General features: G+C 63.5%; 21 protein-coding genes. 9 read left to right on the top strand and 12 right to left on the bottom strand.

The genetic code is table 11. The annotated features are described in order from the left end of the window. Nucleotides 1-20: 20 nt before the first annotated feature. Entirely contained in the window at nt 21-971 is a 951-nt protein-coding gene (locus tag H3H39_RS18775) for an ABC transporter substrate-binding protein (RefSeq protein WP_182155333.1), read from the bottom strand. A 160-nt stretch (nt 972-1,131) separates the two neighbouring features. Here H3H39_RS18775 and H3H39_RS18780 point away from each other — a divergent pair, with 160 nt between their 5' ends. Next, nucleotides 1,132-1,647, top strand: coding sequence for an arsinothricin resistance N-acetyltransferase ArsN1 family B (locus H3H39_RS18780; RefSeq protein WP_182155335.1), 516 nt, complete (start codon nt 1,132-1,134; stop codon nt 1,645-1,647). On the opposite strand, the gene H3H39_RS18785 is transcribed toward H3H39_RS18780, so the two are convergent. Next, entirely contained in the window at nt 1,631-2,698 is a 1,068-nt protein-coding gene (locus H3H39_RS18785) for an AraC family transcriptional regulator (protein WP_182155337.1), read from the bottom strand. The two genes, H3H39_RS18780 and H3H39_RS18785, sit on opposite strands and share 17 nt — an antisense overlap. Nucleotides 2,699-2,865: 167 nt before the next feature. Here H3H39_RS18785 and H3H39_RS18790 point away from each other — a divergent pair, with 167 nt between their 5' ends. Then, nucleotides 2,866-3,843, top strand: coding sequence for an NAD(P)H-dependent flavin oxidoreductase (locus H3H39_RS18790; protein ID WP_182155339.1), 978 nt, complete (start codon nt 2,866-2,868; stop codon nt 3,841-3,843). A gap of 59 nt (nt 3,844-3,902) precedes the next feature. On the opposite strand, the gene H3H39_RS18795 is transcribed toward H3H39_RS18790, so the two are convergent. The 4 genes from H3H39_RS18795 to H3H39_RS18810 all read right to left on the bottom strand — a co-directional run bounded on the left by H3H39_RS18795 (nt 3,903) and on the right by H3H39_RS18810 (nt 7,600). Further along, complete coding sequence (locus H3H39_RS18795) at nt 3,903-4,481, bottom strand: cysteine dioxygenase family protein (protein WP_182155340.1); 579 nt, start codon at nt 4,479-4,481, stop codon at nt 3,903-3,905. A 127-nt stretch (nt 4,482-4,608) separates the two neighbouring features. After that, on the bottom strand, nt 4,609-5,250 hold the full coding sequence (locus H3H39_RS18800) for a methyl-accepting chemotaxis protein (protein WP_182155342.1): 642 nt from the start codon (nt 5,248-5,250) through the stop codon (nt 4,609-4,611). A gap of 236 nt (nt 5,251-5,486) precedes the next feature. Next, the gene (locus H3H39_RS18805; RefSeq protein WP_182155344.1) at nt 5,487-7,139 is read right to left on the bottom strand and encodes an AMP-binding protein; all 1,653 of its coding nucleotides are present in this window, start codon (nt 7,137-7,139) and stop codon (nt 5,487-5,489) included. Nucleotides 7,140-7,297: 158 nt separating this feature from the next. Next, entirely contained in the window at nt 7,298-7,600 is a 303-nt protein-coding gene (locus H3H39_RS18810) for a hypothetical protein (RefSeq protein WP_182155346.1), read from the bottom strand. 251 nt (nt 7,601-7,851) lie between these two features. On the opposite strand from H3H39_RS18810, the gene H3H39_RS18815 reads away from it, so the two are divergent. The 7 genes from H3H39_RS18815 to H3H39_RS18845 all read left to right on the top strand — a co-directional run bounded on the left by H3H39_RS18815 (nt 7,852) and on the right by H3H39_RS18845 (nt 14,039). Continuing rightward, complete coding sequence (locus tag H3H39_RS18815) at nt 7,852-9,033, top strand: thiolase family protein (RefSeq protein ID WP_182155348.1); 1,182 nt, start codon at nt 7,852-7,854, stop codon at nt 9,031-9,033. Nucleotides 9,034-9,117: 84 nt separating this feature from the next. Next, nucleotides 9,118-10,368: an NADH:flavin oxidoreductase/NADH oxidase family protein gene (locus tag H3H39_RS18820; protein ID WP_182155350.1), complete on the top strand. Its 1,251-nt coding sequence runs from the start codon at nt 9,118-9,120 to the stop codon at nt 10,366-10,368. Nucleotides 10,369-10,402: 34 nt separating this feature from the next. Then, complete coding sequence (locus tag H3H39_RS18825) at nt 10,403-11,368, top strand: alpha/beta fold hydrolase (protein WP_182155352.1); 966 nt, start codon at nt 10,403-10,405, stop codon at nt 11,366-11,368. Nucleotides 11,369-11,417: 49 nt separating this feature from the next. Further along, nucleotides 11,418-12,263, top strand: a complete 846-nt coding sequence (locus H3H39_RS18830; protein ID WP_182155354.1) for an alpha/beta fold hydrolase — start codon at nt 11,418-11,420, stop codon at nt 12,261-12,263. Nucleotides 12,264-12,313: 50 nt separating this feature from the next. Continuing rightward, the gene (locus H3H39_RS18835; RefSeq protein ID WP_182155356.1) at nt 12,314-12,685 is read left to right on the top strand and encodes a helicase; all 372 of its coding nucleotides are present in this window, start codon (nt 12,314-12,316) and stop codon (nt 12,683-12,685) included. A gap of 34 nt (nt 12,686-12,719) precedes the next feature. Continuing rightward, nucleotides 12,720-13,262: a PaaI family thioesterase gene (locus tag H3H39_RS18840; protein WP_182155358.1), complete on the top strand. Its 543-nt coding sequence runs from the start codon at nt 12,720-12,722 to the stop codon at nt 13,260-13,262. Nucleotides 13,263-13,436: 174 nt separating this feature from the next. After that, a complete protein-coding gene (locus H3H39_RS18845) occupies nt 13,437-14,039 on the top strand; it encodes a winged helix-turn-helix transcriptional regulator (RefSeq protein WP_229218128.1) in 603 nt (200 codons plus the stop codon). A gap of 62 nt (nt 14,040-14,101) precedes the next feature. On the opposite strand, the gene H3H39_RS18850 is transcribed toward H3H39_RS18845, so the two are convergent. The 6 genes from H3H39_RS18850 to H3H39_RS18875 all read right to left on the bottom strand — a co-directional run bounded on the left by H3H39_RS18850 (nt 14,102) and on the right by H3H39_RS18875 (nt 22,038). Beyond that, nucleotides 14,102-15,382, bottom strand: coding sequence for an outer membrane protein transport protein (locus H3H39_RS18850; protein ID WP_182155360.1), 1,281 nt, complete (start codon nt 15,380-15,382; stop codon nt 14,102-14,104). Between the two features lie 96 nt (nt 15,383-15,478). Continuing rightward, complete coding sequence (gene choxAB / locus H3H39_RS18855) at nt 15,479-17,170, bottom strand: cholesterol oxidase (protein ID WP_182155362.1); 1,692 nt, start codon at nt 17,168-17,170, stop codon at nt 15,479-15,481. Nucleotides 17,171-17,575: 405 nt separating this feature from the next. Next, complete coding sequence (locus tag H3H39_RS18860) at nt 17,576-17,986, bottom strand: type 2 periplasmic-binding domain-containing protein (RefSeq protein ID WP_182155363.1); 411 nt, start codon at nt 17,984-17,986, stop codon at nt 17,576-17,578. A 10-nt stretch (nt 17,987-17,996) separates the two neighbouring features. Then, the gene (locus H3H39_RS18865; RefSeq protein ID WP_182155365.1) at nt 17,997-19,187 is read right to left on the bottom strand and encodes a hypothetical protein; all 1,191 of its coding nucleotides are present in this window, start codon (nt 19,185-19,187) and stop codon (nt 17,997-17,999) included. 154 nt (nt 19,188-19,341) lie between these two features. After that, nucleotides 19,342-20,346: an NADP-dependent oxidoreductase gene (locus tag H3H39_RS18870; protein WP_182155367.1), complete on the bottom strand. Its 1,005-nt coding sequence runs from the start codon at nt 20,344-20,346 to the stop codon at nt 19,342-19,344. 15 nt (nt 20,347-20,361) lie between these two features. Then, nucleotides 20,362-22,038, bottom strand: a complete 1,677-nt coding sequence (locus H3H39_RS18875; RefSeq protein WP_182155369.1) for a GMC family oxidoreductase — start codon at nt 22,036-22,038, stop codon at nt 20,362-20,364. Between the last annotated feature and the right edge of the window lie 15 nt (nt 22,039-22,053).

Here is a 22,053-nt window from a genome sequence, read left to right on the forward strand (position 1 = left end):
GCGCCTGGCCTGGCGGGCTGTCAGGGCACCAGCAAATTATGGATCTCCGGCCGATCCAGGTTCTCCAGCGTCACCGCCACCGCTTCCGTGAAGATGGCCGGCTCCCTGGCGCGCTTGCCGCGCGCCGCCGCGACGGCGGCCTTCATGCCCAGGTAGCCCATCTGGCGCGGGTTCTGGATGATCAGGCTTTGGATCTCCCCCTTGCGCACGCCATCGAGCAGGAAGTCGGTGGTATCGAAACCGACGAACTTCTTCTTCCCGGCCAGCCCCGTTTGCCGCAGCGCCCGCAACATGCCATCGCTGGACGATTCGTTCACGGCGAAGATGCCATCGACCTCGGGCAGTTGCTCCAGCATGGCCAGCGCCTTGTGATAAGCCTTGCCGCGCGAGCCACCGCCATATTCATCGGCCACTACGCGGATCTGCGGCGCGAATTTGCGCAGGTAGGCCAGGAAGCCTTCGGCGCGTTCGTCGGTGGAGGCGCTGCCGGCCACCGTCCGCAGCACGGCCACGGTGGCCGGGCCGGTCAGCTGGCCCGCCAGGCGCTCGGCCGCCAGCCGGCCGGCGGCCACATTGTCAGTGCTGATGAAATTGACGGGCGTCTTGTCGGCCAGCCCGGAATCGACCACGATCACCTTGATGCCCAGCGCCGCCGCCTTGCGCACCGGGTCCACCAGCCGCAGGCGATCAGTGGGCGCGATGATGATGGCGTCCACGCCGGGCCGGCTGTACACGCCCAGGATCTGGATCTGGGAATCGATGTCGTCATTGTTGGCCGGTCCGCGCCAGGTCAGCTTGACGTTGCCCGCCTCGCGCACGGCCTGCTCGACGCCCTGGCGCATGAAGGTCCAGAAGTCCTGGTCACGGGCCTTGGGGATGAAAACGATATTGAGCTCGCGCGCCGCCGCGTAGGGCAAGGGCGATGCCAACAGGACGCCGGCGCAGAACAGCAGCAGGCGACGTTTTATCATGAGCCTCATGTGCATCCTCTTGATGGGCCGACGTGGGCAAGAGAACGATTCTACCCCTGTTGGCAGGCAAGGCAAGCGTCCGGAGCGGCAGCCGCCAAGGCGCTGTTCCGCTGCTTGTGTCCAGAAACGGTATCATGTGCCGAATAACTTCGGAGCAACCATGCACATACGCGACGCTATCGCCGACGATGCCAGGACCATCGCGGCCATCTACAACCCCTACATCGCCAACACCACCATCTCGTTTGAGGAGCAGCCGGTGACGGACGCCGAGATGGCGCGCCGCATCGCCGAGGTGCAAGGCGCGGGCCTGCCCTGGCTGGTGATCGAGCAGGATGGCGCGGTGCTGGGCTATGCCTACGCGACCAAGTGGCGGGTGCGCCATGCCTACCGCTTTTCCGTGGAGAGTTCCGTCTACCTGGCGCCGCAGGCGGCCGGCCAAGGCGTGGGCACGCGGCTGTACACGGCGTTGCTGGAACGGCTGCGCGACGGGGGCTGCCACCTGGTCATCGGCGGCGTCGCCCTGCCCAACGCGGCCAGCGTGGCCTTGCACGAGAAACTGGGGTTCGAGAAAGTGGCGCAGTTCCGCGAAGTCGGCTTCAAGTTCGACCGCTGGCTCGACGTCGGGTACTGGCAGAAAGCGCTGGCCGCCGCACCGCTTAACGGGCTGCCATGACATCAACGCCAGCCAGCGTGGCATCGCGGAACTGGCGCGGCGTCTGGCTGTGATGGCGGCGGAAGGCGCGGATGAAGTTGGAAGTGTCGCTGTAGCCCGCGTGGGCGGCGATTTCGTCGATACTCAGCGCCGATTGCCGCAGCAGCAGCCGGGTCGCCTCCATGCGCACCTGGTCCAGCAGCTTCTGGTACTGCTGCCCTTCCTGCTGCAGCATGCGCCTCAGCGTGCGCGGCGACAGGCAAAAGTGATCGGCCACCTGGTCCAGCGTGGGGTAACTGGCGCCATGGCTGGCCAGATGAGCGGCCACCCGCTCCGACAATTGCGCTGAACTGGTGCGCATGTCGAGCTGGCACTGGCGCATGGCCAGTTCATGGGCGTGGACATCGGCCGTCGGCAACTCCCGGTCGAGCAGGTCGATCGGTATCCGGGCCGCCAGCACGGCGGCATCGAATTGCGCATCGCATGGGCAGTGGGCCGCGCGGTCGGGCGCCCAGGCGGGCGGCGCGAACGGATATTCGATGCATACGCGGCCGATACCGCCGCTGACCAGCCCGCGCAACACTTCAATGACCGTGAATGCGACCACCGTGGCGATGAACTCGGCTAGCCCATGCAGCGGCACCACGGGCGCGCACTCCAGCCAGGCCCATTCGCCCGCTTCCCGCATGGTCACGCGGATGCCGGAACAGCGCAGGCTGGACAGCATTTCCACCGTACGCAAGCCCTGGCGTACCGTATTGCTGGAAAAAATAGCGTTACCGACATTGCCATGCACGTTGGCGCGGATGCGCCGGCCCCATTCGATCGACAGCAAGGGATCCGGACACTGGCGCACAGCCAGCCCCAGCAGCGCCAGCAGCTGGGAGAACGGGATGGGACCGGCCGCCTCGCTCAGCGCGGCCGGCGCCAGCCCGGCGCCCACCAGCAACGCGTCCACGTCGAGCCCGCGCTTGCGCAAGGTGTTGCACAGCAAGCGCACATAGACGGGGTGGATGCTGGGCGCCTGGCGGGCGCGCAGCGGCGGCGAAATGGGGGCGGCGGTCGGGTTCATGGCGCCCAGCATACCGCATATTGGCCTGAAATGACTATCGAATGTCCAGTTCGGCTCTGTGGCGAGGCGGAGCGCCGCTGCGACAATAGCCTCAACCAGTCAGCACGCCGCCGGAGTCGCAAGCTGTGTTTGCTGAACCGAACTCTCCACTTCACCCAGGTCGACACATGAAAACGAAAATCACGGAATTATTCGGCATCGAACATCCCATCATCCAGGGCGGCATGCACCACGTAGGCTACGCGGAAATGGCGGCCGCCGTCTCCAACGCGGGCGGCCTGGGCATGATCACCGGCCTCACGCAACGCTCGGCCGACGATCTGGCCAAGGAAATCGCCCATTGCCGCGACATGACGGACAAGCCGTTCGGCGTCAACCTCACCTTCCTGCCCATCATCAACACCCCGGACTACCCGGCCTACATCCGCGCCATCGTCGACGGCGGCGTCAAGGCCGTCGAGACGGCCGGCAACAACCCGCAAAAATACCTGCCCTTGCTGCATGAAGCCGGCGTCAAGGTGATCCACAAATGCACCTCGGTGCGCCACGCGCTCAAGGCGCAAAGCATCGGCTGCGACGCCGTCAGCGTGGACGGCTTTGAATGCGCCGGCCATCCCGGCGAGGACGACGTGCCCAACTTCATCCTGCTGCCGCGCGCGGCCGACGAGCTGGAGATCCCCTTCGTCGCCTCCGGCGGCATGGCCGATGGCCGCAGCCTGGTGGCCGCGCTGGCGCTGGGCGCGCAAGGCATCAACATGGGCACCCGCTTCATCGCCACCAAGGAAGCGCCGGTGCACGAGAACGTCAAGCAAGCCATCGTCGCCGCCAGCGAACTCGACACCCGCCTCGTCATGCGCGGCCTGCGCAACACGGAACGGGTGCTGCGCAACGCGGCCGTCGACCGCCTGATGGAGAAGGAACGCGCGCTGGGCGCCGCGCTCAAGTTCGAGGACATCATCGAGGAAGTGGCCGGCGTTTATCCCCGCATCATGAAAGAAGGCGAAATGGAAGCCGGCGCCTGGTCGTGCGGCATGGTGGCCGGTTTGATCCACGATATCCCCACCGTCCAGGAACTGATCGACCGCATCATGGCCGACGCCAACCGCATCATCCGCCAGCGCCTGGCGGGCTTCCTGGCGGACTGACGCCGCCAACGTCCAGCCACCGGGCATGCGGTTCCGCATGGGTGGCTGGATTCACTGGATCACGCCGACACCTCCGCTTCATTCGAATAGCCGGAGACGAATGTCTTGCGCATGCTCGTTTGCGGATCGAACACATGCCGTGCAATCCGCCCGATGTTCCCGCCATAGACGTGGATGCTGATCGACACACGATCCTCGAACCCGTTCGACACGCGATGGATATCGCCCTTGCGCGGCGAGACGCTATCGACGCTTCCAGGATGAAGGTCGACGAGGCCGAGCGATCGCATGGGCTGCCCCGGCGCCCCTTCCGCAAACGATTCGGCGCATTCACCACCCCGCAACATACCGATCAGGCCCCACACCGTGTGATCATGGATGGGCGTTTTCTGGCCCGGCCCCCACACGAAACTGACCACCGAAAACCGCTCCTCCGGGTCCGCATGCAGCAGATACTGCTGATAGTACTGCGGATGGGGTTGCGCATACTGGTCCGGCAGCCAGTCGTCATGGCTGACCAATTCAGCGAGGATTTCACGTCCCTGTTCCAGCAGCCGCGTCTCGCTGCCGCCGGCGTGGTCGACGAGGCGCGTGTATGCCCGCACAAAATCATTGAAGCGTGAGGATGGCACTGGCATGGGAAGTCTCCTGTGTGGGCGAAGATGGTATGTTGGACTAATCAGCCTCAGTTTACCCCCTCTTCACACTGAAATGGACCAGGCGCGCTGGCCATTCCACGGCGGCATGCCCTGCTCCCTCCCTCCCTTATTGGACCACCGCCTGACTGACCAGGGTATCGATCTCGCCGGTGATCTCGGACAGCAGCCCCGCCACCACGGCGAATTCGCGCCCCGCGTGGCCGGCCCGCGCAGCCACGATCTGCGCGTTGAAGGCCACCATGCGCGCCTGCTTGGCGATCAACATGATGTCGTTCATCATGGTGCTCATGCGGCGCTTCATCTGCAAGGCGTCTTGTTTGGACAGTTCCTCATACACCTGGGTGATGTGATTCAGCAGCGGCAGCAGCGAGCTGGCGTAGCGCACCAGTTCATCAACCAGGCCGGGCGCGCTGCGGAAGTTGTGTTCGATGGCGTGCAGGGTGCGCTCGGCGTGGTCGATGAATTCCTTGATGCGCGCGTGGCCCTGCTCCTTGCCGTGGTAGACCCGTTCCAGCTCCTCGCAGAAAATGCCGGGCATGGTGTCGCTGCCGTCCACCAGGGCGGTGTGGGCGTCGCGGAAGGCTGTCAGCGCATCGCGCGCGGCACCCAGCGCGCTGGGGTCCGGCTTGGCGGCCAGCACCGCGAACAAGACGAGGCGTTGCGAAGTGAAGCGGCGCCGGCCGGACAGGTTGATCAAGGCGCCGAAGACTTCGCCGGACAAGGGAGAGGGAGGTTTGGAAGTAGCCATGGTGCACACTCGCGTCGAAGTGGATGAACGCTTAGTAGTCATGCACAAAACGTGCCCGTCACTTTCAAGGGGAAACGCACCACGCTTGCGCACCATACGCACATTTGCGTGCGCGGCGCGCGCGGAGCGTTATCGGATACACATGAGATGGCACCAGGACGGGGAAAACCGGCCGAAGCCGGATGTAACCGAAACTGCACGGGGCGGCCTGCCACATGGTGGCTGGCGCCCGGCGGCTAGCGCACCTGAGCGACCGTCGACTGGGAACGCAACAGGCGGCGTAACGTCTTGCCGACCGCTGACTTGGGCAGGTCAAGAACGAACTCGACATACTTCGGCTGTTTATACGCGGCCAACCTGGCACGGCAATGCTCACGCACCTGCGCTTCGCTCAGCGCCGAACCCGGCTCCCTGACGACAAACAGCTGTACCGCCTCGCCCGTCTTCTCGTCAGGAATACCGATGCAGGCCGACTCCCGCACGCCGGGACAGGACGCCACCGCGGCCTCGATTTCGTTGGGATAGACGTTGAAGCCGGAAACCAACACCATGTCCTTGAGGCGATCAACAATCTTGATGAACCCGTCCGCGTCGGCCACGGCAATGTCGCCGGTGCGCAAAAAACCGTCCGGCCAAAAGATCGCGGCGTTGTCCTGCTCCCGGCGCCAGTAGCCTCGCATGACCTGAGGGCCGCGCACGCACAGCTCCCCCGACGCCCCCAGGGCGACTTCCTCGCCAGCCTCATCGCGCAAGGAAACCTCGGTGGACGGCAGCGGGATGCCCACCGTGCCGCTGAACGCCGCCATGTGCAGCGGATTGAGCGTGACGATGGGCGAGGTTTCGGACATGCCGTATCCCTCTTTGATATGCTTGCCGGTCAAGGCATGCCACTTGTCCGAGGTCGCCTTGAGTATCGCGCTGCCGCCCCCGAACGCGAAGCGCAGCGACGAAAAATCAAGTTGCTGGAACCGCGGATGGGCAAGCAAGCCTGCGAACAGCGTGTTGACGCCGGTGATGACCGTAAATGGATATTGTTCGCAGCACGCGACCAGCCCATCGAGGTCGCGCGGGTTCGCCACCAGCACGTTCCTGGCGCCCACCGAGAAAAAGCTCAGGCAGTTCACCATGAGCGCGAAGATGTGATACAGCGGCAGCGCCGTGATGACGATGTCGCCGCCGCCGTCGAACAGCTCGGGCGTGGCGGCCTTGAACTGCACGATGTTCGCGATCAGATTGCCATGGGATAGCGCCGCCCCCTTGGAGATCCCGGTCGTGCCGCCCGTGTATTGAAGGAAGACCAGGTCTTGTCCGCCCAGTTCGACGCGACGGAATGCGAGCGCCTCGCCCCGCGCCACCGCGTCCGCGAAACGCAAAAACGGCGGCAGTTCCGCCGACACGGCCGGGCTTGGCACGGGAGCCTGGCCGAGATCGCCCGGCTCCACCACGATGACGTGCCGCACCGGCGCCGACTTCATCGCCTCCGCCAGCGTCTGCGTCGCTCCCGCGAATACGATCACGGCGTCAACGTCCGCATCTCGCAATTGATGCGCCAGCTCGGTCGCCGAATAGAGCGGATTGACGTTCACCTGCACGGCACCAGCGCGGATGACGCCGAACATGGCCACCGGAAAAGCCAGGATGTTGGGTGACATGAGCGCGATACGGTCGCCCTTCTTGATACCAAGTTCGGTCTGCAGGTAGGCGGCGAACTGGCGCGACAGGCGCTCGACCTCCCGATAACTGAGTTCGCCTCCCAACCCCACAAAGGCGGGCGACTCCGCATGTTGCTCGACGGCTTCCTCAAACAGGTGCGCCACCGACGCATAGCGATGCCGGTCGATCTCCGCCGGAATGCGGGTGCCATAGATCTTGTGCCAAAGTCGTTCCATAAGTCTCCTTGTTGTGGTCGGTTTTGCGGTCTGTTTTGTTCACCGCGGTGGTTGTGCAAGTACGCAGGCGCGACACCGATCGTCGGCCAACGACGGGCAATGAATATGATGATCATAATAATTAGAGTTGAACGCCGGCGCGCGGCCCGTCCGCGCCGTCAGGCACCATCGGGTGTGAGGTGGCTCAAGGCGGCCTGGCGCAATGCGCTGGCGAGCTTGGGGTCCTCGACCACGCGCGCCAGCGCCAGCGCACCGGATAGCGCGGACAGCATCGTGGGCGCGTGCGCTCCTTCCTGGTGTTCCCGCTCGCTCGACTGGCGCACCAGCAGATCGATCAGGGTCTTGATGCGGCGGGAATCGGGGCCGCCATACCGCATGCCGACCTCCTCCATCATCGCGGCGACCATGGCGACGATGCGCTCATGCGTCTTTTTCTTGCGGCTTTGGGGGAATGGTCTCATGGTGGCGATCTCCGTCAGTTTGGCATTTAATATGTTGATCATCATATCAACGATACTTGAAGGCTGCAACTTCCCGTAAGCCATGCGCTTGCCCGGCAGCCGGAAGGTGTGAGAGAAAGCGGCGTACAGGGCGGTTCTGGCGTCGACGTAAAATCATTGACTTGTATGATGAAGCCAATATATGATGATCGTCATACAAACGCATATTCACGGTTTCCCTCGCAAATAATTGTCACTATTAAAGGGTTTATATGAGTAAAGACATCGTCATCTGCGCCCCCGCTCGCAGCGCCATCGGCGGTTTCGGCGGCGCCTTGAAGGACACCCCCGCCAGTGCGCTCGGCGCGCACGCCATCGCCGCCACCTTGCGCCGCTCGGGGCTGGACCCGGCACTGGTCGACTCGGTAATCCTGGGCAATGTGGTTCAAGCTGGCAACGGCATGAACATGGCGCGCCAAGCGGCCATCGGCGCCGGCTTGCCGGTGACGGTGCCGGCACTGACCGTCAACCGCGTGTGCGGATCGGGCGCCCAGGCCGTGGCCACCGCCTATGCGGAAGTCGCCGCGGGACTGTCCCGCATCGTGGTCGCCGGCGGCGCCGAGAACATGGACCGCGCACCGTACCTGCTGCCCGGCATGCGGTTCGGCGCGCGCATGGGCAACGTGGAGGCGATCGACTCCCTGCTTCTTGATGGGCTGCACGATGCCTTCTCGACGCGGCACGCCGGCTGGCACACGGAAGATCTGGTGCAAAAATACGGTCTGACACGCGAAGCGCAGGATGGGTTCGCGGCACAAAGCCAGCAGCGTTTTTCATCCGCTCAGGCCGCTGGCTGGTTCAACGATGAAGTCGAGCCGCTGATCCTGCAAGGCAAGAAGGGACCGGTCACCTTTGGCGTGGACGAATCGAACCGCCCCGACACCACCGTGGAAACACTGGCGCGACTGAAACCCGTGTTCCGCCCCGACGGCACCATCACCGCCGGCAGCGCGCCCGGCGTCAACGCCGGTTCGGCGGCGATGATCGTGTGCGATCGCGCGACGGCGCGCGATGCCGGCCTGGAACCGATGCTGGTGATCCGTGGCGTGGGTGTCGCCGGTGTCGAACCCGGCTACTTCGGGCTCGGGCCATTGCCCGCCATCCGCCAGGCGCTGGATCGGGCCGGCTGGGCCATCGGCGAGGTTGACCGTGTCGAAGTGAACGAGGCCTTCGCCGCCATCGCCATGGTGGTACGCGACGAACTGAAGATCGATCCGGCGCGCTTCAATATCGACGGCGGTGCGATCGCCCATGGCCACCCGATCGGCGCCACGGGCGCAATTCTGATCACCAAAGTGGCGCATGCGCTGCGTCGCACCGGCGGCAACAAGGCCATCGTCTCCTTATGCATCGGTGGCGGTCAAGGTATCGCCCTTTGCCTTGAGCGGGCGTAACGCGCCCCACCCGGGGCATGCCTGAACTTCACCTGAACTTCCGCCCCCCACTCCCTACACCCCAACCCATTTGAAGGTTCCAGCATGGCCGATCTATCCTCCCCGCGCCCGCCCCTGTTGCCCCAGCCGTTGCACTTGCCCAACGGTACCGTCATCCGTAACCGCCTGGCGAAGGCGGCGACCAGCGAGACGCTGGCGACCTACACCAACAATCCGACGCTGCGGCTGGTCCGGCTCTACCAGCGCTGGGCTTCCTCAGGCATAGGCTTAATCATCACCGGCAATGTGATGATAGACCGGCGCGCACTGGGCGAGCCGGGGAACGTGGTCATCGAGGACGAGGCCGATCTGCCCATACTTCAACAATGGGCGCGCGCGGCCACCAATCAGGGCGCCGCGATCTGGGTCCAGCTCAACCATCCCGGCAAACAATCGACCAAGGGGCTGAATGTCAGCAATCTGGCGCCGTCGGCCGTGCCTTTCGGCGAGGACATGGCGGCCCTGTTCGACACCCCACGCGAGGCGAGCGCCGCCGAGATCGAGGACATCATCCAGCGCTTTGGCCGCAGCGCCGCGATCTGCAAGAAGGCCGGCTTCAGCGGTGTACAGATCCATGCCGCACATGGCTACCTGATCAGCCAGTTCCTGTCCCCTCACCACAATCAACGCACCGACGAATGGGGTGGCTCACCTGAAAAGCGGCGCAGATTCCTGCTCGCGGTCTACGCCGAGATCCGGCGCCAGGTCGGCGCCCACTTCCCGGTCGCCCTGAAGCTCAATTCGGCAGATTTCCAGCGCGGTGGATTCACCGAGGAAGAGTCCCTGGCGACCGTGCAGGCGATGGCGGACGCCGGCATCGATCTGGTGGAAATTTCGGGCGGCACGTACGAAACCGGGGTAGCCCAGCCACAAAAGGCGTCCTCGGCGGCGCGCGAAGCCTACTTCATTGAATTCGCGGAAAAAGTGCGCGCGGCGGTGCGGGTGCCCTTGATGGTCACCGGCGGCTTCCGCACCGCGGCGGGCATGGACGCGGCGCTGCGCTCCGGCGCGGTCGACGTGGTGGGCGTGGCAAGGTTGATGGCCATCGATCCCGATGCGCCACAGGCACTGTTGCAAGGACGGGATAGTGCGCAGCGCGTGCGCCCCATCAAGACCGGGATCAAACAGATAGACCGGCTGGGCGTGATGGAAGTGCTCTGGTACGAACTGCAGGTCAAGCGCATCGCCAATGGCCGCGAGCCCCGCCCCAACGAAAGCGGCCTGTGGGCATTCGTGAAATCGCTGGCGATGAATGGCTGGGGTACCTTCCGGACCCGCCGTCTGCGCGCCGCATAGTACCCGTCAAAAAACTCTACTGGAAATACCTATCATGAAACGATCCCTCCTCCATGCCGCGGTCCTGATCGGCGCCCTGGCGACTTCATTCCTGGTGCCGGCGGCCGGCGCGGCCGAGGCGGCCACGGCAAGTGGCGAGCCGGCAGCGGTGGCGCGCCCGCCGGAGACTGACTGGGCCCATGTCCAGACGCGCTCCATCTCTGCGGGAGGCGTGGATTTCGCCTATCGGGAATTGGGCAAGCAGCATGGCGGCACGCCGGTGGTGTTGTTGAACCATTTGGCGGCGGTGCTCGATAACTGGGATCCGCGTATCGTGGACGGCATCGCCGCACAGCGTCACGTGGTCGTGTTCGATAACCGGGGCATCGGCGCCTCCAGCGGCGCGCCGGCGGACTCCATCGAGCAGATGGCCGATGATGCGATCACCTTCATCCAGGCGATGGGTTTCCAGCAAGTCGACCTGTTCGGCTTTTCGATGGGGGGCATGATCTCCCAGGAAATCGTGCTGAAGGAGCCGCGACTGGTGCGCAAGATGATACTCGCGGGAACCGGTCCTGCCGGTGGTGAAGGCATCAGCGCCGTGGCTGGCGTATCGAACTACGATCTGCTGCGCGCGCTGTTCACCCTCCAGGATCCGAAACAGTTTCTGTTTTTCACCCGCACTGCCAACGGGATCGACGCTGGCAAGGCGTTTCTGGCGCGGCTGAAGGAACGCGCCGTGGGGCGCGACAAGGACATCACCCCGTCAGCCTACGTGGCGCAGTTGCGGGCGCTGTCCGCCTGGGGGCAGAAAAAACCGGCCGATCTCTCGGTCGTGCGGCAAGCCGTGTTCATCGTCAATGGCGACGACGACCGTATGGTGCCGACCGCCAATTCGTACGACCTGGCGCGGCGCCTGCCCAACAGCACGCTCACCATCTACCCCGACGCGGGCCATGGCGGCGTGTTCCAGTTCCATGCCTTATTCGTACCGGCGGCGCTGCAGTTCCTGGCGCGCTGAGTACGCCGCCGCCCCCCATACCAAGCAATCACCGACAGGAAAATCAACCATGAGCACGAACCATAACACCGCCCCCACCCAATTCGTCGCAGTGGACGGCGAACAATTGGCCTACCGCCGCTGGGGCAACAGTGGCACTGGCCAGCCGCCACTGTTCTTTCTCCAGCATTTTCGCGGCGGCATGGACCATTGGGATCCGCTCATGACGGATGGCCTGGCGGCCGGACGCGAGGTCATCCTGTTCAATGGCCGTGGCATCGCCTCATCGTCCGGCGTGCCGCGCACGCGCATCGAACAGATGGCCGACGACGCGGCGGCGGCGATACGCGCGCTGGGCCTGCGCCAGGTCGATGTCCTGGGGTTTTCCCTGGGCGGCTTCCAGGCCCAGGATTTGACCCGCCGCCATCCCGAGCTGGTGCGCAAGCTCATGCTGCTTGGCACCGGGCCGCGTGGCGGCAATCCCGATTCCGAGCCCGGCGTACTGGAGGCGGCGCCACGCCCGGTGCCCACCGTCGACGATTTCCTGTTCCTGTTCTTTGGCCGTTCGGAAGCGGCAAAACAGGCCGGGCGCGCGTTCTGGCAGCGCCGCCACCAACGCCTGGAGCAGGATCCACCCAGTTCCCCGGCCGTGATACAAGCGCAGATCGAAGCCAATATGTACTACCTGCCCAAGCTCGATCCCGCGGCCCCGTTCGCCCACCTGCGGGAGATCAAGCAGCCGACATTCATCCTCAACGGCGTGAACGACGTAATGGTTCCGAGCATCAATTCCTGGCACATGGCGCAGAACATCCCGAACGCGCAGCTGTTCATCTACCCGGATGCCGGCCACGCGGCGCAATTCCAGTACCCGGAGCGCTTCCTGAAGCATGCCATCCAATTTCTGGACGAGTAAAACCAGGGCCTGCGCGCCCGCACTTTCATCACAAAAGAACCATACATATCATGCTCAAATTCAAACTCCTGCTGTGGGCCCTGACGAAATTACTGCGCCGGGCCATCCAGAACAATCCCGCGTGCGCCAACTACGTCAAGGGCAAGAATCTCGTGTTCCAGATCCAAACCCAGAGTGGCGCCGGCCGGCATTTCACGATCGTAAACGGCAGGATCAGTTCCGCCGCTGGCCTGAGCCGGGCCGCGCAATTCACCATGCGCTTCCGGGATGCCGCCCGGGGCTTCGCGATCCTCTCCGCGAAGGATAGCAAGGACGCCTTCCTGACGGCATTGCATCAGGAGGACCTCAGCATCAGCGGCGACTTCGTCGAAGTGATGTGGTTCCAGGGATTGACGGAATACTTGCAGCCCGCAAAAATATAGCGACACGGATAACCATCAAGGGGACGGCGATATCATGGACAAAACAAAGGATGCGGCAACGGCGGCGACGCTCGGCACCTGGCAGGCCGAGGCGACAGCCATGCAGGCACGCCTGGGCGAGCCGGGCGTGGGTTCGCGCGAACAATTTCGCGAGCGTAGCGGCCTGGAATTTCTCGGCGGTATCAGCAACGGCGAATTGCCGCCCGCTCCCATCGGCCAACTGATGGGATTCTTCCCCATCAGCGTCGAACATGGCCGCGCCGTGTTCCAGGGCACGCCCGGCATCGAGCACTACAATCCCAGCGGCTCAGTGCACGGCGGTTACGCCGCCACGCTGCTCGACACGGCCGTCGGCTGCGCGATCCACACCACCCTGCCCGCCGGCAAGGGCTACACGACGCTGGAATTGAAGGTCAATTACATTCGGGGCATGACGGACAAGACCGGCCCCGTGCGCGCCGAAGGAAAAGTTGTGTCCGTCGGCGGCCAGGTGGCCGTCGCCGAAGGCCGTATCACCGACGCCAACGGCAAACTGTACGCCTTCGCCACCACCACCTGCCTGATCTTCCCCATCTGAGCGCCACAGCACGACGCCCCCCGCGCAAGCGGGTGGCCACGATGGACTTGATGGCGGCGCCTGAGCTGATCCTGCCTTGATGCTATACTACACACTTGGTATAGTAACTTGGCCTATGGGCAATCACTCATGTCAAACAAAACGTATGGTCAGCTTTGCCCGATAGCCAGAGCCATGGACGTCCTGGGCGACCGCTGGACGCTGCTGTTGATACGCGAATTGCTGCTGGGGCCAAAGCGCTTCAAGGACTTGCAGGCGCGGTTGCCGGCCATGGGGGCGAATCGGCTGTCCGAACGTTTGGCCATGCTGGTGGAAAACGGCGTTTGTTGTCCCACCACCCATGCCGCGCCAGCCTACGAACTGACCGCGCTGGGCGAGGAATTGCGCCAGCCCGTCATCGCACTGGGATTGTGGGGACTGCGGCTGCCGGTGGACGAGCGCATCGATCCCGCTAGCGCCCGTGCCGAGCTGGTGGCGCTGTGCCTGACCGCCGTCAGCGATCCCGCGGCGGCGGCTGGCATGCAGGAAGTGATCGAATTCCAGGTTGGTGCGGAAACCTTCCACATGCAGATCGACGACGGCCAGGTGCGGGCCCATTCCGGCCCCGCCACCGAGCCCCCCGGCCTGCAACTGCAATGCGACCTGGCGACATTCATGGCCCTGGCCCTGCGCCAGATCACGCCCTCTGCCGCGATCAGGGAAGGACGCGCCAGCCTGTTACTCGGCAATCAACGGCGCCTCACGCAAGTGTTCAAAGTCCTCTCGCACCAACTCTAGGAGCGGGTGCCCGACATCGCCCGGACGATGGCGCGATTCAATGCGCCATCGTCGCTCCGACGTCAGAAGCGGGAGCTGATCTGTACAGCCAGCACGTTCGCGCTGTTGTGGTATTGCGCGCTGTAGCCAGGCTGGGCGCCACTGGTATTGGCCTGGTTCAGCACCGTGGTAGGTTCCCACAGATAGCCATAAGCGATATCGACCGTCAGATCGGGATTCGGGGCGTACCCGGCCCCCAAGGTCAAGGCTTTGCGGTTGCCCACGGGGACGCGGACGTTGCGATAGGCATTGCGGGCCGGCGATTGGTCGTAGGCGTAGCCAGCGCGCAGCAGCCATTGGCGGGAATACTGATAGGAGGCGCCTACCGCAGCCGACCACGTGTCATGAAACTTGAAGTCATCGCCAAAGGTGCCGAATCCCAGCTGCTGTCCCAACGGCGACACGCCGCTATTGACCGCCTGGACCCGTTGAATGCGGCTCCAGCGCGTCCAGGTGGTGCCCAGGTAACCGGTCCATCGCTGGTCGAAATGATGCGTCAATGACGTATCCACGGACTCCGGCATGGCGGTGTCGATCCGGTTGCTATAGTTCCCGTCCAGGTTGAAGGCGGCCGGGGTATTGCTCACCTCGGTATGGCCATTGGCGTGGAACACGAATTTCGAGTGGTAGCTCGCGCCCCAGGTGGTGGCGGCGCCCAGGTCGATCAACACCCCAAGATTGGCGCCCACGGCGATGTCGTTGCCTGTGATTTTGATGTGCGTATCCTTGCCCCCGTTCAGCGCTCCGGTCGCCAGGTCCGTTTGCAAATTATTGTCGATACGGTTCAGTGTCAGCCCGCCGCCAATGGAGACGTGCGGATCGATGCGATACGCGATGGTGGGCTGCAAGGTCATCACCTGCACCTTGCTGTAGGTAGCATGGTAACGTCCCTGGAACGTGCTTTCGTACTCATTCACCAGGCCAAACGGAACATAAAAACCCAGCCCGAACGTGAAGCGTTCATCGATCGGCATGGCGACATAGCCAAACGGAATCGCCGTCAACGGCACGGAGTCGCCATTATTGGTGCCGGGCGCCTCGCCCAGGGCGTCGCTGATCCTGTCCTTGACATCAATTAAGGCGAAGCCGCCGCTCACCTCCTTGCGCGCGATCCTGCTCAAGCCCGCCGGGTTTCCATAGATGGTGCTGGCGTCCAGGGCGGACGACGAGCGGCCGGCATAGGCGGTGCCAAAACCGCTGGCGCTTTGCTCGTTCAGGGCGAGGCCATTCGACCAGGCCGCCGAGGCATACCCGAGCGTCGTGACCAGCGTGGTCAGTGCGAGCGAAGTTTTTTTGTCATTCATATAGCGATACCTTTAGTTCTATTTATGGGAAGTATGTGCAACCATGGATAAGCAATGACCGTTGAAAGCAGGTGGATCAGCCCGGGAAACCGTGGCCTATGCGGAGCGCGCCATCGCCCGCACCGCATCCGGCGCACCGCCAACCTTCGCGGGCACGTGGGACATGGCGTGCTCTGTCAGCGCGGTGATGGTGAGGCTGGGGTTCACGCCCAGGTTGGCACTGAGCATGGAGCCGTCGCAAATCAACATGTTTTGATAGCCAAAGACACGGCTGCGCACATCCATGACGCCGCGCTCCGGCGAGTCCGCCATCGCGCAGCCGCCCATGCAGTGCGCCGTCGTGGGGATGTTGAACAGGATCTCGCTCAAAAAGGTGGTGGCGGTGCCGCCCAGCGCCTTGGCGCCCTTTTCAGCAAAGGCGTTGGCCTCGGGGATGAAGGTGGGAATGGGACCGCCCACGCTGTCCAGCCTTTTCGTGAACGGCCAATACCAGCGGCGCGTCAGCCGCATATCGAGTGTCGCGTCGGCGGTCTGCATCACCAGCAGCAACATGGTCTGGCGCGCGAAGCCAATCGGATTGTGCACATGCAGGGCTTTCAAGGGATGCTTGAGCAGCGTCCACAGCCAGGTGAAGATCCGCGTCCAGCCCGCCTTGCCACCGCACAGCAAGGTCATCAACAGGCCGACGGCGTCCGCCCCTTCCGGATAGCGCACCACGCCGATGTGGGTACGCTCATCAAGGTAGATGCTGCCGCCGCCCGCCAGGCCCGGCGACATGCTCTTGTCCGTCGCGGGGAAGCGCACCCCGATCAGCGATTCGGCGTTGGTGCGCACCCGCTTGCCCAGATCATCGCTGATCCGGGGCAAGGAGCCAGCTTGCTTCAACCGGAACAACAATTCCATCGTGCCCAGCGACGACGCCGCGAACACCACCCCACGGCAGCGGAAGCTGCGGCGCTGCTTGCCGAACCAGACCGTCGAGCGTTCCGTGACGACTTCATAACCATCGCTGCCGTCTTGCTTGCCGTTGAGCGGGCGCACGTCGACCACCTTGGTCTCCGCGAAAACCTGGGTCCCGCCCTGCTCCGCCAGGTACAGATAGTTCTTGTCCAGCGTGTTCTTGGCGTTGTGCTTGCAACCCATCATGCACCCGCCGCAGCCGGTGCAGGTTCCACGCGCCGGTCCCTTGCCGCCGAAATAGGGGTCGGGGTAGGTCTTGCCGCCAGCCTCTCCGGCAGGGGCGAAGAAGGTCGCTACGCGCGGCGCATGGAACGTGTCGCCCACACCGTACAGGTCGGCCATTTTCTTGAGGCGGAAATCCGCCTCGCCCATGATCTGGCTCTCGGTCACACCCAACATGCGTTCCGCCGTGGCGAAGTGCTGGGGCATGATGCGCTTCCAGTCCGCCAGCCCGGCCCAGGAGCCTTGCTGCCACACGCTGGCGGATGGCACCAGCAAGGCGTTGGCGTAGGTGATCGAGCCACCACCGACCGCGTTGCCGCTGACGATCATCACATGGCGAAACCGGCGCATGTTGTAGAAGCCAAACATCTTCAGGCCGGGCCGCCACATCCAACGGCGGGCATCCCAATTGGATTTTGGAAAATCCTCAGCCGCCCAGCGCCGTCCCATCTCCATCACGCCAACGGAATAGCCTTTTTCCGTCAAGCGGTAGGCGGAGACGCTGCCGCCGAAACCTGAGCCAATGACGACATAGTCGAAATCGTAAATTGGGGACGCTGAGCGATGTTCAGGTCGGTACTCCTTGGTAGCGTGAGAACTGGCCATCTGGTAATTCCTCTTTGGTAAGGCAATGCGGATGATGGGGGGTATGACGGGGAGCCCGACAACGTGCACGCGGCCGCCTAGGCGGGCTGGGCGCGCAGTGCGCATGGACTTGGGGAAAGCAACGGCTGGGGCAGGTGCGCCGTCTCGGGCGCAGGGGAGCTTGGCATGATGAAATCTCGTTTGTCTCGTTGTCGCCCCTTGTGCTACCGGGCTTTTTTTCAACTATACAATACGTATACCAAGATTACTATACAAAACTTATAGTAAATCGATGATCTGTTGTAGCGGCGTGAAAACGCTAGCGGCGGCGGCCCATGAACCCGGCCGGTTCATCCACCGAGTTTGAACGGCCAGTGCCCGTGGCGGCACTGGCGTGAAGGGCGCCCGATCAGGCGCCCTTGGTACTTACTGGACCGTAAGAATCACCTTGACGGTGTCGTCGACCTGCGATTTTTCGATGTAGCCAATCGCACTGACGTCGGCCGCCACCGCTTTCTTGACCTCGGCGCTGGACGCCAGCTCCTTGGGTGCCACCGCCTTGCCGGTAAACACCAGCTTGGACCAGATCGCCTTTACCTGAGAAGTATCCTTGTCCAGCACCTTTTTATAGAACTCGGTACGCAAGGCGCCATCCGTGTGTTCGATCGGCGTGAACATCGCGGATTTACCGACGAAGAACTGGCCAGCCTGCTCACTGAACATGCGCGTGGCCGGGTTCTTCGGATTGACGATGACGACGATTTCCGTCGCGAAGGCCGGGGTCGCGGCCAGCCAGACAGCGGCCGCCAACAGCAGTTTCCCAATAGTCTTATGCATGGCATGCTCCTTAGTAGAGGAAATCGACCGCCGCGGCATACACGGTGACGGGGCCACTGAAGCCAGGCTTGGTATTGAGGAAGAAACCAGCGCCATCGCGTGGTTTGACGCGGTCAATCTGGACCTTGAATGCCGCCGACTTGTGGAAGTCCCAGCGCAGGCCAACCGCGTCCGTCGATTGCAACGGCGATCTGGCCAGGCTATTGACGGCCGCGCTGACCGGCGCCAACGGACCACTGTCCGGCAACGCCGCGATGCCGCGTACGCTGTTCTGCTTGACGTCGCCATGCATGTAGAACGGCACGAACTTATTCCAACGATAACCAAGCATGATGTACCAGGAACTGGTGTTCGGCACCACCGGCGTATCGACCTTGCGTTTGCCATACTCGGCCTGAGCCAATACGTTGGCGTAGTCCATCGTCAGGCCAACGGAGGTGAACGAACTACGGCGATCGATCGAATCCAGTTCACTTGCGACGGTCCCCAGTCCGGCCTGCCTGAGCACACCCAGCAAGGCGTCAAAATCGGGGTTGTGGAAGCTGACGTTACCGAAGCTGTGCGCCACGCGGTAGGTAAAAGGACCGTTTTCCAGCAATAACTGGGACGCCACGAGGCCTGAATTGACGGTCACCGTCGGCGTGATGTTCTTGGCCGTCCCCATCGCGATCTGGGCGGTGACAGTCGTGTCGCCAAAGCTGTGTTGATACATCAGATCGCCACCATTGGCGAAGTCCAGCGGCACCTGCCGGTACATCTCGGTCGGCGGGCGCAACATGGTATTGGCATAGCCCACATTGACCACGTCGGAAATCATGTAGATAGGCAGGCCGATACGGCCCAGGCGCACGGAAAAATCGTCACTCACCTTGTACTTGAGGAAGGCCCAGGCCAACTCCGCGTCGTATTGGTCGCGCTGACCGTATTTGCGCGCCAGGCCTTGCGCCGTCAACGACAGATCGCCGCTGAGTTTGGCCGTCGCCTGGATCCCGAAGTTCGAGTCCACGCCGGTACGAGCATCCTTGCCGGCGCCGGCGGCCTGGTTGACACGTGCAAACTGGCCATCATCCGTATTGCTTCTCGTTACAGCGGCCGTACCAAATCCGCTGATGGTGATCGCCCCGCCCTCCTGCGCCTGCGCAGCGCCAGCCATGGCGCCGAGCACCGCCAACGTCGCTATTCCAACTGTCTTCTTTCTCATCGAGCACTTTCTAGTGGTTAAAATTTATTTGATGTCGCATGACATGCCATGCGCTTTATGCTGATTTTCGCACGCAAATATGATGATCATCATATTTTATGATTTGCTGTGTGGCAAATATGCGAATCCAATGACGCACCTCCGCCGCCGCTGCTTAGGATTTCACCTTGATCACCACCTTGCCCTTGGCCCGGCCGGTCTGTACGTAATCAAGCGCTTCGGCCGTGGACGCGAACGGAAAAACTTTGTCCACCACCGGACGAATGACGCCGCCATCGATCAAACCGGCGATGCTGCGCAGTTGCGTGCCATCGGCCCGCATGAACAGGAAGGAATAGCGCACTTGATGACGCCGCGCCAGCTTTCTGATCCTGTAGCTGAGCAGCCCCATCGCCACCCTGACGAACCAGGGTGCGCCGCTGGCCTTGGCAAAATCAGGGTCCGGCGGGCCGGAGATGGAAATCAGCCGGCCGCCGGGCTTGAGCACGCGCACCGATCGCATGAGCGCCTCTCCGCCCTGCGTATCGAGCACCACGTCGTAATCGTGCAGCACGCCCGAGAAATCCGTCTGCTTGTAATCGATGACGACATCGGCCCCCAGTTGTTGGACCCATGCACGGTTGGCGGCGCTGGTGGTGGTGGCGACATACGCCCCCAGCGACTTCGCCAACTGGATCGCGAAGCTGCCCACGCCGCCGGAGCCCGCATGGATCAGCACTTTCTGGCCCTGCCGCACATTCGCCATTTCCACCAGGGCCTGCCAGCCGGTCAATCCAACCAGCGGCATGGCGGCGGCCTCCTCCATGCTGAGCGTGTGCGGCTTGGGCGCCAGCGCATCCTCACTGACGGCGATGTATTCAGCGAAGGTGCCAATCCGCTCCTGCGGCGGACGCGCATACACCTGGTCGCCCGGCTTGTATCCCCGCACGCGCGCACCGACGCGCACCACCACGCCCGCCAGATCATTCCCCAGTATCAGCGGCAAGCGATAGGGCAATACCATCTTGAGCCCGCCACTGCGGATCTTCAGGTCCAGCGGGTTGACGCTGGCGGCGTGTATCTCGACCAGCACATCGCTGCCGCCAAGTTCAGGCTCGGGCATCTCAGCGGCGCGCACGGCGCTGCTGGCGCCATAGCGGTCTATGACATAGGCTTTCATGGTGCGCTCCAGTGTTTATTGCTGGTAGATGGGAATGGGCTTGCCGTTGCCGCCGTACTGTCCAGTGTACTCCCGTGCCAGACCAGGCTGCAGCGCGGAAATCTGCGCCATGGCATATTCCGCCAGCGCCGTGATGGTCAGCGCCGGATTGACGCCAGGATTGGCCGGCATGGCGGCGCCATCGCACACCACCATGTTCTGGTAGCCGAACACCCGCAGCTGACTATCGATCACCCCTTGCGACGGGCTGGCGCCGATGACGGCGCCCCCCAACACGTGGGCGGTGGTCGGAATATCGGCCAGCGCCTCCAGCACATTGCTTTGGGCGATGCCTCCTGTGCGCCGCGCCAGCCACTCGGCGGCCTGATTCGCCACCTCGATATAGGTTGGGTTGGGCTTGTTCTGATCCTGCGCGGTGACCAAGCGATAGCCGCGTCCCAGCCAGCGCTTCCTGGGGCGCAGCGCGATGGCGTTATCCAAGGTTTGCATCACCAGCAATGTCACCATATGCCTGCTCCAGCCCACCGGCCACAAGGTCTTCAGCCATTGCAGCGGATGCGCGGCGATCTGGCCCAGCCACTTCAACGGCCGGGTCAAGCGGCTGCCCTTGCCGACCAGGACCGTGTACATCAGCCCCATGAAATCCGCATGGCGGCCGTAGGTGAGGAACTCGATATTGGTGTTCTGGTCCACATGCACACTGCTGCTGGCCGTGACGTCATTCCAGGTCTTGAGATCCTTGGGCAAGCGCACATTCAGCACGGATTCGCTGTTGGTCCGCACCAGCTCCCCCAGGCGGTCGCTCAGCCGTGGCAGTGAGCCACTGAGCTTGCAGTTGGCCAGCAGTTCGTTGGTGCCCAGCGCGCCGCCGGCGAACACGATGCCGCGCGCCGTATGAGTCTGGCGCCGCCTGGCGAACCAGGCGCCGGGACGCTCGGTCGTCACGCGGTAGCCGTCGCTGCCGTCGGGCGCGCCGAGCGGCTGGATATCGACCACCTGGCGCTGCGCCATGATCTGTGTCCCGCGCTTCTCGGCGAACCACAGGTAGTTCTTCTGCAGCGAATTGACCGCGCCCACCCGGCACCCCACCATGCAGGAACCGCAACGCGTGCACCCGGTGCGGTCCGGCCCTTCGCCGCCAAAATAGGGATCCTTGACCGTCTCGCCCGGCGCGCCGAAGAACACGCCGGTGGGCGAGCGGTGAAAGCCGTCCGGATTACCGAAGTGCCGCGCCATGTCCCGCGCCAACTGCTGATTGGTGGAGTCGAACGGCACGGTCCGCACGCCGAGCATGCGTTCCGCCGCCTCATAGTGTGGCCGCAGCAGGCCGGCCCAGTCGCCTAGCGCGCGCCATTGCGGATTGACGAAGAACTCCGGCCGCGCACGGTAGAGCACCCCGCCATATACGCTGCTGCCGCCACCGACGCCGGACTGGCTGGGAAAGAAGACGTGCCGAAACACCTTCATGCGCATCACGCCGCGCAAGCCGATGGCCGGCGCCCACAGGAATTTGTGCAGATGCCATGCGGATTTGGGCAGGTCTTCGTCGCGGCGGCGCTGGCCCCGCTCGAACACGCCCACCCGGTAGCCCTTCTCGGCCAGGCGCAGCGCCGAGACGCTGCCGCCGAAGCCGGAGCCGATCACCAGCCAGTCAAAATCGAAGGTCGCGGCGATATTTTTGTTGGCCTGCATTTGCTTGTCTCCTGG

It is taken from the genome of Rugamonas apoptosis, assembly GCF_014042355.1.
GTDB classification, from domain to species: Bacteria; Pseudomonadota; Gammaproteobacteria; order Burkholderiales; family Burkholderiaceae_D; genus Rugamonas; species Rugamonas apoptosis.